8 protein-coding genes are annotated in these 13,792 nt (G+C 32.4%); 7 read left to right on the plus strand and 1 reads right to left on the minus strand.

The features are described from left to right. Nucleotides 1-94 precede the first annotated feature (94 nt). From DMB68_RS19400 to DMB68_RS19430, 6 genes are all read left to right on the plus strand, one after another. Nucleotides 95-1,162 (plus strand): HEAT repeat domain-containing protein, encoded by a 1,068-nt coding sequence (locus tag DMB68_RS19400; protein WP_110348295.1) that lies wholly within the window; start codon nucleotides 95-97, stop codon nucleotides 1,160-1,162. Then, nucleotides 1,152-4,946 (plus strand): sulfatase-like hydrolase/transferase, encoded by a 3,795-nt coding sequence (locus tag DMB68_RS23685; protein WP_231131694.1) that lies wholly within the window; start codon nucleotides 1,152-1,154, stop codon nucleotides 4,944-4,946. Before DMB68_RS19400 ends, DMB68_RS23685 begins: the two co-directional genes overlap by 11 nt. A 20-nt stretch (nucleotides 4,947-4,966) precedes the next feature. Next, entirely contained in the window at nucleotides 4,967-6,241 is a 1,275-nt protein-coding gene (locus DMB68_RS19415; RefSeq protein WP_110348400.1) for a YaiO family outer membrane beta-barrel protein, read from the plus strand. Between the two features lie 182 nt (nucleotides 6,242-6,423). Further along, on the plus strand, nucleotides 6,424-8,592 hold the full coding sequence (locus DMB68_RS19420) for a DUF4838 domain-containing protein (protein WP_231131696.1): 2,169 nt from the start codon (nucleotides 6,424-6,426) through the stop codon (nucleotides 8,590-8,592). 2 nt (nucleotides 8,593-8,594) lie between these two features. Continuing rightward, complete coding sequence (locus tag DMB68_RS19425) at nucleotides 8,595-8,978, plus strand: response regulator transcription factor (protein ID WP_231131697.1); 384 nt, start codon at nucleotides 8,595-8,597, stop codon at nucleotides 8,976-8,978. 97 nt (nucleotides 8,979-9,075) lie between these two features. After that, the gene (locus tag DMB68_RS19430; RefSeq protein ID WP_110348297.1) at nucleotides 9,076-10,428 is read left to right on the plus strand and encodes a DEAD/DEAH box helicase; all 1,353 of its coding nucleotides are present in this window, start codon (nucleotides 9,076-9,078) and stop codon (nucleotides 10,426-10,428) included. Between the two features lie 82 nt (nucleotides 10,429-10,510). Here the strand turns inward: DMB68_RS19430 and DMB68_RS19435 are convergent, their stop codons facing one another. After that, on the minus strand, nucleotides 10,511-11,623 hold the full coding sequence (locus DMB68_RS19435; RefSeq protein WP_110348298.1) for a lactonase family protein: 1,113 nt from the start codon (nucleotides 11,621-11,623) through the stop codon (nucleotides 10,511-10,513). Between the two features lie 213 nt (nucleotides 11,624-11,836). Between DMB68_RS19435 and DMB68_RS19440 the strand changes: the two genes are divergently transcribed. Continuing rightward, complete coding sequence (locus DMB68_RS19440; RefSeq protein WP_110348299.1) at nucleotides 11,837-13,768, plus strand: vWA domain-containing protein; 1,932 nt, start codon at nucleotides 11,837-11,839, stop codon at nucleotides 13,766-13,768. Nucleotides 13,769-13,792: the final 24 nt, after the last annotated feature.

Here is a 13,792-nt window from a genome sequence, read left to right on the forward strand (position 1 = left end):
TTTAAAATAATCGTTATCTTTATGTAAATCTCTAATAAAAAAGAATATATTATTTGTTAAGCTTTCAGAATAACACCCAAATTACTTTTATTAAATGGAAGTATTTATCCATCATTTTATCCGAATCATATTGCCCATACTAATCATCGGGTGTATTTCATTAATTGCATTTTTAATTCTCAATAGATACCGCTACGATTTATTTCATCCAAAATTTGATACCGTAAAAAATGAGATTGATATCTTTTTTACTAATCTGATTTTTTCTCCTCTTGACAAAACAATTCATCATACTGAAATAGAACAATTTAAAAAAACAATTCCTTTTGAAAAAAATTGGTGTAAAAAATTATTACTTAGTGAAATTATCTTTTTGAAACTAAACTTAAAAGGTGAGGTCACTAAAAAATTTGATTACATCTACGAACAATTTGATTTATTTCGATATACTCAAAAACTTTTAAAGAGCCGTCATTTTTATTTCAAATGCCTTGGATTATTTCAACTCGAATCATTAGATTATAAAAAAGGTAAACACTACATCACCCCTTTATTAAATCATAAAAACAGAGATATCAAATCCAGGGCTTTTCTGGCATTAATTTCATTGAGGCCAAATAAACTGGAATCATTGATTGATTTTTCTCATGAGATTACAATTGCAGAAGAGATTAATATCATGGATATTTTGCATCATAAAAAAACAAAAATGCCGGCAAATTTAAGAGACTGGATTGTTTCTGATAATGCATCAATCATTAAACTTAGCATTAAACTGTTGGTATTTTATAACAATACCAATGAAAATGAAAATATAGTAAAATTACTCAACCACGAAGATAAAGGCTTACGCCACGAAGTTATTATGGCTATTAATTCCTTATTCATTATTGAAGCTGAAACGGAATTAATAAAACGCTTCAGACATGAAGATACCCAAAATAAATTGGAAATTTTTAATACACTTTCCAAAATAGGAACTGCAAAATCTGAAGAATTCATCGCTCAATTATTAGAAAACAAGACAGATGAAAACATCAAACTTGATGCTGTTTATTGTCTTCATAAAATAAATCAAAACTATTTTGATAATCATTTTTTAGATAACGAGGATGTGCAAAAAATGGTCAAACATGTAAAAGCCATTAATAATGATAGATGATATCCTATCCATATATCTTAATTTCATAGGTGCTTTTTCGATCACTTACATCAGCTTGTATTGTATATTGGCAGGCCTGTCCTATTATGCAATTAAAAAAAGCCTTAACACCAAACACTTCATCCCTGACAATGTTATTATAAAATCCAATTATATCCCCGGTGTTTCCATTGTAGCTCCGGCATTCAACGAAGGAGCTACTGTAGTAAACAATGTAAAATCTTTACTATCATTAAATTATCCAAAATTTGAAATAGTATTAGTAAATGATGGGAGTTCGGATGGTACTTTAAAAAAATTAATTAAAGAATTCGAACTCGTAAAAGTTGATTTTTATTACCAGGAACAGATTAAAACCCACACCGTTAGAGGCCATTATAAATCAACAAATCCGCTTTATTACAAGCTATTGGTTGTGGATAAGGAAAATGCAAAAAGCAAAGCGGATGCTGTCAATGTTGGAATAAATTCTACCAAATATCCATTATTTATCTGCACTGATGTTGATTGTATTTTAAAAAGTGATACTATTATAAAATTAGCAAAACCGTTCATAGAATCAAAAAAAAGAGTTATTGCAACCGGAGCAGGTATCAGGATATCGAATTCCTGCGAAGTAAAAAATGGTTTTTTGGTTAAAATTCATTTCCCAAAAGGCTGGCTGCCCAGATTTCAGGAATTAGAATATGTCAGAGCCTTTCTTTTTGGCAGAATGGCATGGAGCAAAATTAACGGATTGCTGTTGGTTTCCGGCGCTTTAGGAATGTTTGACAAAGAAATTGCTATAGCGGCCGGAGGTTATTTCCATAAATCTTTAGGGGAAGACATGGAACTTGTAACCCGAATGCGGAAATATATGTATGTTAATAAATTGCCTTTTTCTATACAATATATTCCCGAATCACTTTGCTGGACGGAAGTCCCATCAACAAGAGAAGTCTTTATACGCCAACGTGTACGATGGTCCCGAGGATTAGTCGAGACATTGTATATGCATAAAAATGTATTTTTCAACCCAAAATATCAAAAAACAGCTTTTCTAATATTTCCTTATTTCCTCTTTTTTGAATTTCTGATTCCTATTCTGGAAGTAATTGGAGTTATGGTATTAATTCTTAGCTTTATTTTTTTACATGAAGATTATGTTAATTTCCTTTATCTGACACTAACTGTCTATTTCTTTTATATCATCGTGACATTTATATCCATCTTAATGGATGATGTTATTTATAAAAATTATGCCAATACCAAAGAAATGATTATTTTGGTCCTGATGGCTATTATCGAGCCTTTTTGCTACCATCCTATTTGTGTTTACGCATCGCTAAAAGGATATTATAATTTTTTTAGTCTAAAGGAGCAAAGCTGGGGAAATATGCAACGACAGGGGTTTGATAGTCCGACAGCAGTCAACGAAAAACAAAATTTATTACAATATAAAATAAAAAAAATGTACTCTCACTACTTAAAATATTTGTATCTCACCACATCTTTAGTGGTTATGTTTTGGTTATCTAGTTTGTTCGAAACGTATTCAAAAATATCAAACGGTATTGCAGTGCCAAAGATTGGCATGGAAATTTGCTATAAATTGCTCAATGATTTCTGGTCTGCTATTGTTGTGAGTTTAGTGCTGTTGCCAGTGTTTATTCTCATTGGATTTATACAAAAAAGATTCTCTGTCATATTTATGACCATAATTTTTACCCTGGTTGCACTCATACAATTTGCATTGGTAAAATACAGCTCCACAACCCTAGTCAATTTGGGAGCAGATTTAATGGGTTATTCTTTCTCAGACATGTACCTAACAGTAAAAGCGTCTGAATCACTTTCCTTTATATTCTTTTTACCATTCATTATAATTCCTTTATTGTATTTGGGAATCAATTTTGCTTTTACCAAATTGGACAAAAGAAAAATAGTTTTAGGAACGACATTGGCTCTGGTTATTATTTCAGGTGCTATGAAACTATTTCTTCATGAGCTGTCTGATTCAAAATATGAAAATAAACTGGCATTTTTAACCAAAGAAATTATTCGATTTGAAAGAGACAAAAGTATAGCCGGCGATGTTCAAAACATCAAATTCAAATCAGAATATCCGATGTTAAAACCTTTTAAAGAGACTCCGGATGTTTTGGGGCCGCATTTTAATATTACAAGTGAAAAACCAAATATTGTTGTTATTGTAGTTGAAGGTCTGGGAGACGAATTTATTGGTAAAAACGAATATGCAGGATTTACACCTTACTTAGATTCGATGATTTCAAAATCATTGTATTGGGAAAATTTTTTAAGCAACGGTGGAAGAACTTATGCTGTACTTTCGTCATTGTTGGGTTCGCTGACCTATGGTCAAAAAGGGTTTTTAGAATTAAATCCGTATCCTGCACATCTTTCCCTGATCAATGTGCTGAAAGCGAATGGATATACTACCTCTTTTTATTCTGGTGATGATGCTAATTTTGATAGAAAAATCAATTTTCTGGATCAAAATGGTATTGATAATTTAATCGACAAAAACAATTATGGCCCGGAATACACCAAAACAAAAGCCAATGCTGAAGGTTTTTCCTGGGGATATCCTGATGGTGAAATTTTCAAAAAAGCACTTATTGAAACCAACAAAATGAAACTTCCGCGATTGGATATTATACAAACTCTTACCAATCATGAACCTTTTGACTTTCCGGAAAAAAATGAATATTTGAAAAAAATTGACGGTATTATTGATAGCCATCCGAATCTTAAATCGCAAAAAGAAAACATTATTTCTTATAAAGATATTTTTGCCTGTTTGAATTACACTGATAATTCAATTAAAAATTATATGGAAGCCTATGCCAAAAGACCCGACTATAAAAATACGATCTTTATAATTACAGGTGACCACCGTTTAATTCCTATTGCACAGAAAGATAAATTGTGTCGTTTTCATGTACCTTTATACATTTTTAGCCCGATGTTAAAGAAAGCTGAATTGTTTAAATCAATTTCTTCACATTGGGATGTCACACCAAGTTTGGTTTCTTTTTTATTTAACAATTACAAATTCAACAGACTGGATCAAACTGCCTGGATGGGTAAAGGACTTGACACTTCAAAAGAATTCAGGAACACTCAAGGCATTCCTTTGACACGAAATAAAGGAACTATGGATGATTATGTGTATAAAGATTACTTGTATTCAAGTGGTGAATTATATAAAATAAAAGACAATTTTGAGATTGAAAAAATTAGCGATAGTGATGTTTTGGATAAGATTACCCAGGAATTTAATACTTTTAAACAGCTGAATGCCTATTTGACCCAGAAAGATAAAATCATTCCAAAATCATTGAATTTAAACAAACCAAAAGGCGTTCAGTTTACTAAAGAAGAGCAAGACACTATAAATAAATTAATCAAAGGATTAAACCGCGAGGAAATGTTTTTTGCAGCCAGAGAATTAGCTTTCCATAAAAAGCATAAAAAAGCTATTCTGCTTTGCGATTTTATACTAAATGAATTACCCAATTATTCTGATGCACGAACCTTAAAAGGCAGAATATTAGGTTGGGACGGCGAGTATAAAAAATCAGAAGAGGAATTAATGATTGTCATCAAAAGGATGCCTTCGTATGATGATGCTTATTTGGCCTTGATGGATGTGTGTTGGTGGTCTGATCAAAACAAAAAAGCAATAAAAATTGGTAAATTAGCACTCTCTAACGGCATAGAAAATCCTGAAATCAAAGAAAAAATAGCAAGGTCTAAAAAAACATTAAATAATTCAAAATAACATCAGTAATGGGTACTCTTATGAAAAATAAAAAATTTCAAAAAATCTATATTCTTCTCATTATAATTTTATTTTCAGTTTCTTTTCAAATGACTGGACAGGAAAAAACGTATAATGGTGACCCAGATGTCTCTTTTAAAACAGCTCGTGATCTGGCTTTCAACGAAAACAGAAAACAGGCACAAGATACTTTATTACACATCCTGACAAAATACCCTAATTACCATGATGTGCGTGAATTTTTGGGTTCGACTTATGCCTGGGATGGAGATTATAAAAAAGCAAGAACCGAATTTCAAAAAATTTTAGCAAAAGACACCAACAGACAAACCACATGGGTGGCAGCCATTAAAAATGAAATGTGGGCAGAATATCCTTTTCTGGCTTTGAAATTATCTAAGAAAGCATTGAAAAAATTCCCAAATGATGCAGAAATATTGGAGTTGCAGAAAAGCGCCCAGGAAAGCACAATGATTCCTACTGCAACAGGAGGTGCAGTGCAAACGAAACTCAGTGAAATACCGAAAGATTCTATAACCAAAGAATCTGAATCTTCTTTGAGAAAAACAGTCCGAAATAATACAATTGGGGTTACTTCTGAGGTTAATATTTACTCTGAAGTGTATGATCCTATGTTTTACAATGCAATAAAATATGCACGCCAAACCAAGTACGGCAGTATTATTGGGAGGATAAATATCGATCACAGACTTGATGAGTACGGAGCGCAATATGAAATAGATTTGTATCCTAAAATTGCCAAAGGGATGTATGCCTATTTAAACTTTGGTGTTTCAAGTTCTTCTTTATTCCCGGATTACAGATACGGCGCAGAAATTTTTAAATCGCTTCCGAGGAGTTTCGAAGTTTCAGCAGGACTCAGGGCTTTACAATACGACACAACAACGATGATTTACACAGGCTCCGTAACCTGGTACAATGGAAATAGTTACTGGTCTTTTCGTCCTTATTTTACTCCGGGAGACACTGGGTTAAGCTCATCTGGAACACTAACCTACAGAAAATACAGAAGCGATGCTGATAATTATTTCGGAATCAATATCGGTGCAGGAATTTCACCGGAGCTTAATCAGAATTTTTTCTTTACAAACGATGACCGAATTGTAAATCTGCAATCCCAAAAACTAAATGTTGGTTACTATTTTTCTACCAATAACAAACAAAATGCCTGGGGTGCACAACTCGGAATCATTCATCAGGAAATCCCTTTTGACCAGGGTAATTACTTCTGGATTTCAACCCTTGCATTGTCCTGGGAAATCCGATTTAGATAATAGCATTGATAAAAATTAAAAAAGATTCAAACTATTTTCAAGTCAGGATTTCATAATAGAAAAAAACAAAAATGAAACCAAAGTCACTTTTGAAGTTTCAATCTCAACTCTAAAAAATGCATACTAAACAACGTACTATTTTCTGCATTGTTGTTTTTTTATCTTTTCTAAACTGCAAAATTATGGCTCAAAACTCCTTAAATTTAGCAAATACGAAAGGACAGGAAGTGATTATTATTTCTCCTAATGATGATGCTACACAAAAAGCATCCGTACTTTTAAAAACCTACTTAGATCAGGCTTTTGACAATCCATTTTTAATTCAAAATGGCGAATCAGAAAAGGCCGGCAATTCAAAAATTATTCTTGAAATCAATCCCAAAAAGAGTTCCGGCAAGGATTCTTTCATCATTAAAAGTGACGAAAAGAATATTTATTTAATTGGTTACAATGAAAAAACATTGCGATATGCCATTTATACTTTATTAGAAAAATGGGGCTTTAGAAAATATACTGCAAAAGACAGTTTTATTCCGAAGTTAAAAGAAGTAACATTCCTAAAAAACTTCAATAAAACATACAAACCTTCTTTCGAATATCGGGCTCTATTTTATCCTGATTGTTATGATGAAGATTTTAGAGACTGGCACAAACTGGACTGGCACATTGATGATTTTGGTCTTTGGGGACATTCATTTTATAAATTAGTGAGTGCCAAAGAATATTTTAAAACAAATCCGGCATTTTTTGCTTTATACGAAGGCGAACGAAATACCGAATCATTATGCATGACTAATGATACTGTAGTCAAAATTGTTTCGGCAAAAATGACCGAGATTATAAAGCAAAATCCTAATGCGCGGTTCTTTTCAATAAGCCAAAACGATGATGTTGTTTATTGTGAATGTGATAAATGTAAAGCTTTAAACGAAAAACATGGAGGGCCGCAAGGATCGTTGTATTATTTTCTAAACAGAATTGCTGCAAAATTTCCAAAAACTAAAATAACAACCTTAGCCTATCTTCATACCTATCAGGCTCCTAAAAACATCAAAATTGAGCCTAATATTTATACGCTTTTTTGTCCAATAGAAATGAATCGTGGAAAAGCTATTGAAGAATCATCATACAGTAAAACTTTTTTGAATATTCTCAATAAATGGAATACCACAAGTCAACATTTGTATTTATGGGACTATACCATTGAATTCTCCAATTATCTTTCACCTTTTCCAAACCTTCATACTTTTTCGAAGAACTATAAATTATACGAAAAGAATAAAGTCAAAGGCGTATTTGTTCAGGGTTATGCTGATATTCCCGGTGATTTATATGAATTACGACAATATCTTTTAGCCAAAATAATTTGGGATACAAATACTGATGTTGAAGCCGTAACGAATGATTTCCTAAATGATTTTTATGGTGATGCCTCTCCATTCGTAAAAAAATACCTTGATTTACTTACTCAAAATCAGATAAAGAACAATCGCTATCTGGATATTTACACCAACCCGGTAGAAAGCAGGAATACATTTCTCTCTCCTGAAGCAATGGATCAATACGACGAGTTAATAACTCAGGCAGAAAAGGTTTCTAAAAACGAGCCTGTAATAGCTAAACGAATTTTAAAACTAAGGTTAGCATTAGAATATGTTTATTTTGAACAGGCAAAATTTTATGGAAAAGAGTCTCGGGGAATGTATCAAAAAAATGGAGATTCATTTTCCGTTAAAGATAATCTGGAAAACAGATTACAGGATTTTTTAAAAAATTGTACTGATTTTGGAATTTACGAACTCAGTGAAGGTGGTCTGAGTCCTGAAGAATATAGGAAGCAATGGAAATATATTGCCCAAAATAATGTTGTAGATCATTTAGGAGAAAATCTGAAATATGAATTTAAAACACAACCAGAACCTGAATTTAATCTAAAAAAAGAAAACGGAATAAACGACGGAATAAAAGGATACAAAGATTTTAATCTCAACTGGACAGGCTGGTATGGGCAAAAAGCAGAAGTCATTATTAATTGTAATAATACCGAATTCAATTCGTTAGAATTTCAATGTTTAGAAGATCAAAGACATTGGATATTTCTACCCACAAAGATTATTCTAAAAGGCTTTCGAAATCAAAAATGGGAAATCATCGAAGAACACAAAACCAGGGAACTAACAGAGAATTACAACATTAAACAGGAACATTACAGCTTTTTTAATATTAGTTTTCGTATTTTTGAAAAAATAAAAATCATTCTGATTCCTGAACAGAAATTACCTGATTGGCGAGAAAGAAAAAATAAAAAGCCAATGCTTATGCTAGATGAAATAGTACTAACGCAGAAATAAAAATGTCAAAAGATTTTGCCATGCATACCAAGAAGATATTTATTATTGAAGACGACAACATGACGATTGAAATATTGAAATATATATTTTCTAAAGAAGGATATCAACTTTCAATTTCAAAAGACGGCCTGGATGCTATTGAAAGAATTCCTGAGGAAGTTCCTGATTTAGTCTTAACAGATATTATGCTACCGATGAAATCAGGTTTGGAAATCATACAGTTTATTAAAGATAATTTTACCAATTTACCTGTAATCGTTTTGTCCTCTTTAGGCGAAGAAGAAGCTACAGTACTGGATGCTTTTAAATTAGGCGCTGATGATTTTATAGCCAAACCCTTTAGTCCAAGTGAATTATTACTACGCGTAAAAAGGTTTTTAAAATAAGATTTTAACATTCAAACTTACAATTGATTAACGATGTCTCCAGTATTTATCTGTTATAAGGGGATTTAATGCTATCTTTGCAAAAAAATTAAGGCAAATGAGCACGTTCGAAAAATTCAATCTTCCAAAATCATTACAAAAAGCAATCGATGAATTAGGATTTGTTACCCCTACCCCTATTCAGGAAAAATCTTTTTCTGTGATTATGTCAGGCCGCGATATGATGGGGATTGCACAAACCGGTACTGGTAAAACATTCGCTTATTTACTGCCTCTTTTAAAATTATATAAATTCACCAATACCAATACTCCCAAAATTGTTGTTTTAGTTCCAACGCGTGAATTAGTGGTTCAGGTCGTAGAAGAAGTTGAAAAGCTGACCAAATACATGTCAGTTAAAACGCTTGGAATTTATGGAGGTGTAAACATCAATACACAAAAAAAAGCAGTTTATGAAGGTATTGATATTTTAGTGGGAACACCGGGCCGTACTATGGATTTAGCACTTGATGCTGTTGTTCGTTTCGATGAAACTCAAAAACTGGTTATTGACGAATTTGACGAAATGTTAAATTTAGGGTTCAGACCACAGCTTACTGCGCTTTTAGCAATGATGAAAACTAAACGTCAGAATATTTTGTTCTCTGCAACGATGACAGATGAAGTTGACGATATCTTAAATGATTATTTTGATTTTCCGGAAGAAGTTACCCTTGCTGCTTCAGGAACACCGCTTGAAAAAATTACCCAGATTACCTATAACGTTCCGAATTTCAATACAAAGGTAAATTTGCTAAAACATTTATTGGAAACTGACGAAAGCATGAGTCGTATTTTAGTTTTCGTAAATAATAAAAAAATTTCAGACATGCTTTTCAATCGTATTGATGAACTTTTTGAAGGACAATTTGGTGTAATTCACTCTAATAAATCCCAAAATTACCGTTTGAGTACGATGGCTGAATTTCAGGAAGGAAATCTTCGCGGATTAATCACAACTGATGTCATGGCCAGAGGTCTGGATATTTCTAACATCACACACGTAATTAACTTTGAATTTCCGGAAGAGCCTGAGTTGTATATGCACCGAATTGGCCGTACAGGCCGTGCAGACGCAACGGGAACAGCAATTAGTTTTGTTTCCCCAAGAGAAGAAGAATTTAAAATTGAGACTGAACTTTTAATGGATCAGGAACTTGAAATCACTGATTTTCCTGAGGAAATTGAAATTTCAACCAAACTGATAGAACCTGAAAAAGACAAACAGCCGATTAAGTTTTTAATGAAAAAAGTAAAACTGGAGGGCGAAGGTGCTTTTCATGAAAAAGCTAAAAAGAACAAGAAAGTTAACTTAGGAGGGCCTTCAAAAACCAAAAAGAAAACTCATGGATCTGTTAACAGAAATATGCTAAAAACAAGAGACAAGAAAAGAAAAGACAAGGACAAATAAAAAACATAAATCCAAAATAAAAAATTCCAAATTCCAAAGTTATTATGCCTGGAATTTGGAATTTTTATTGGATTTTATAAAACTAAATTTTCGTAAAAACCAGTCCAACCGGCGAACACAATTCTATTTTCTTCCCTGTATTAGTTAGTTTTCCGGTAGTTTTATCTCTTTTAAAAATAATAATTTCATTAGTGTGCTGATGCCCTACCAAAAGATAATTTCCCATTGGATCAATCGCAAAATCCCTTGGTCCTTTTCCTAAGGTACTCTGCTGCTCTATCAATTGAATACTACCATTTTTAAGGATCTTATAGACTGAGATATTATTCGCATCTACACGATCTGTTACATATAAAAATTTTCCGTCAGGCGAAATTTTAATTGCTGCAGCACCTGTACCACCTTTAAAATCTTTAGCAAGAATACTTGTTTCGGCAATCTTCTTTAAACTTCCGCTTTTATCATAGCTAAAAGTCGTCAGCGTTGCATCTAATTCCTGAATTAAGTACACAAATTTACCATCCTTGCTAAAAGTCAAATGCCTTGGACCGCTTCCTGCCTTTACATCAACACTTTCTTTTAATTTTAAAATATCGTGTGCCGCACCCGGATTATATGTATAGATAAAAACTTTATCCAAACCTAGATCACTGGCTAAAACAAACTTTTTATCCGGAGAAAAAGCCACCATATGCATATGAGCTTTTTCCTGACGTGCTTCATTTGGTCCTTTACCTTCGTGCTGAATGAGTTGCTGTCCTTCGGTGATACTTCCGTCAGCGTTTTTCTTAAATACAGCGATATTTCCACCAGAATAATTAGCCGTAATTACATTTTTGCTGTCATTAATCAAATGGCAGGGATCTGCACCTAAAGCATCATTCTTATTTATTAACTTAATTGTACCCGACTTTGAATCATAACTAAAAGCACTCACTGTACTTTGTTTTCCATTTTCATTTACCGCATAAACAAATTTATTATCTCCCGAAACCGATAAATAACTCGGACTTACAACACCTTCAGAAGATTTTTTCAATTTTAGATCTCCAGAGTTGGCATCAAATTCATACACGTAAATTCCTTTGCTCTCGCAAGTATTGGTATAAGTTCCTACCAACAAATTAAACTTATTTTGAGCTTTTGAAGTGGTAACTGCCAAAGCTGAAAATAATATTAAATACATTTTTTTCATATTTTAAAGTGGTTTTTTGAATTAGCTAAAATAGGCAATAATATCTTTTACTGCAGATTTTTCACTTATAAATGAATTTTGAAAAGTTATATTATTCAAATATCTTTTTGAATAAAAAATCCTGCTTTGAAAAGCTTTTAACTCTCAACAAATTTGTATTTTTGGCAGGCACATTCGCGAAAATATAACGTAGTGAAATAAATCAAAGCCTGAATGCATTTTAAACACCCCGAAATTCTATACTTTCTGTTCTTATTGATTGTTCCAATTTTGGTTCATTTATTTCAATTACGACGTTTTAAAACATCTTATTTCACAAACGTTCGCTTTTTAAAAGAACTTGCGGTTCAAACCCGTAAAAGTTCGAAAATCAAAAAGCGATTATTACTGGCAACCCGTTTATTACTTCTTACTTGTGCAATTATTGCTTTTGCACAGCCTTTTTTTGAAGCTAAAGACAGCAAAAATGCATCAAACGAAATGTACATTGTCCTGGATAATTCCTTTAGTATGCAGGCCAAAGGAAAAAAAGGCGAATTATTAAAACGGGCTGTTCAGGAACTATTAGAAAATACGCCCGAAAATGCCCAATTTTCATTATTGACCAATACCGAGAACTTTTGGAATACAGACATCAAGTCTGCTAAAAGTTCGCTTCAAAATCTAAACTACAGTGCAACTCCGTTTGAACTTTCCGCAATAATGGCAAAGATAAAAGCGCATAAATCGGCACATAAAAAGGATATTGTAATTATTACTGATGCTGTTGGTTTGGCCGAAAAAGAGGTGAAAAATATCGATTCTGAAGAAAAGCCCTATTTTATCATTTCGGAAGCAGAACAAAAAAACAATATTTCTATTGACAGCGTTTTCATTAACCAAACCTTAGAAAATTTCTACGAAATCGGAATTAATTTATCAGCATACGGTGAAGATTTTAAACCCGTTTCAACCGCTTTATACAATCAAAACAAACTAATTGCGAAAACGATTATCAATTTCGATTCGAATAAGAAAAAGAAAATCAACTTTACGATTCCAAAAGAAGCCTTTCATGGTTATGTGATCATTGAAGATAATGGTTTGAGTTATGACAATAAACTATTTTTCAGTATTTCAAAAGCTAAAAAAACAAATGTGATTAGTATCGGAGAGCCTGAAAAAAGCAGCTTTTTATCAAGAATTTATACTCCGGCAGAATTCAATTACAACAATTATTCGATTAGTTCTTTAGATTACAATAGCCTCGAAAAACAAAACACTATAATCCTGAATGAATTAACTGATGTTCCACAGGCATTACAGACTACTTTAAAAGCTTTTGTTTCAAAAGGTGGTAATCTGGTTGTTATTCCTTCTGAAAAAAGTTCAGCTTCTAATTTAAATACTTTTTTAGGAAATTTTGGAAAAATACAATTCAATAATCTAAAACCAGAAAGTAAACTGATTACAAAAATCAACTTTGATCATCCTTTATTTTCGGATGTTTTTGAGAATAAAATCACGAATTTCCAGTATCCAAAAACAAATTCCTCTTTTGATATTTCCAGTCCGTACCCTGCAGTTTTATCTTATGAAGATCAAAGTCCTTTTGTAACCATGATTCAGAATCCGGTTGCTGGAATCACTGTTTTTTCAGCACCAATAAATAGTATCAACTCAAACTTTCAGCAATCTCCGTTAATTGTTCCTTTATTTTATAAAATGGGGCAAAACAATCAAAAAACAGGTGTAAATGCCCTGACTATTGGCAACAACCAGCCTTATTTTGTGGATGTCTTACTGAGCAAAGATGCCATTTTGGAAGTTAAAGGAACAGATGATTCGTTTATACCAATTCAGCAGATTCTGAACAATAAGGTCAAATTAACTTTCAATGACTTCCCTGAAACAGCTGGAAATTACAGTGTTTTTGATAAAAAAGAATCAGTCGAAAACCTGAGTTTCAATTACAAACGAAGCGAAAGCGATTTGAGTCAGGTAAATACTAACGTAGTTTCAGATTTTAAAACTGCCGATACGATTTCAACTATTTTTAATACGCTACAAACAGAACGAACTGACAGCCAAATTTGGAAATGGTTTGTTATCTTTGCACTGTTATTTTTAGCATTAGAAATGGCCATTATCAAATTTGTAAAATAGATTTCACTATAATTTTGAACGTCT

The sequence above is a fragment of the Flavobacterium hydrophilum genome, assembly GCF_003202405.1.
Lineage (GTDB): Bacteria > Bacteroidota > Bacteroidia > Flavobacteriales > Flavobacteriaceae > Flavobacterium > Flavobacterium hydrophilum.

Bases quoted from the DNA above. Each gene is read 5' to 3' on its own strand.
- DMB68_RS19400 (WP_110348295.1), top strand. From the start codon at position 95: ATGGAAGTATTTATCCATCATTTTATCCGAATCATATTGCCCATACTA.
- DMB68_RS23685 (WP_231131694.1), top strand. From the start codon at position 1,152: ATGATAGATGATATCCTATCCATATATCTTAATTTCATAGGTGCTTTT.
- DMB68_RS19415 (WP_110348400.1), top strand. From the start codon at position 4,967: ATGAAAAATAAAAAATTTCAAAAAATCTATATTCTTCTCATTATAATT.
- DMB68_RS19420 (WP_231131696.1), top strand. From the start codon at position 6,424: ATGGCTCAAAACTCCTTAAATTTAGCAAATACGAAAGGACAGGAAGTG.
- DMB68_RS19425 (WP_231131697.1), top strand. From the start codon at position 8,595: ATGTCAAAAGATTTTGCCATGCATACCAAGAAGATATTTATTATTGAA.
- DMB68_RS19430 (WP_110348297.1), top strand. From the start codon at position 9,076: ATGAGCACGTTCGAAAAATTCAATCTTCCAAAATCATTACAAAAAGCA.
- DMB68_RS19435 (WP_110348298.1), bottom strand. From the start codon at position 11,623: ATGAAAAAAATGTATTTAATATTATTTTCAGCTTTGGCAGTTACCACT.
- DMB68_RS19440 (WP_110348299.1), top strand. From the start codon at position 11,837: ATGCATTTTAAACACCCCGAAATTCTATACTTTCTGTTCTTATTGATT.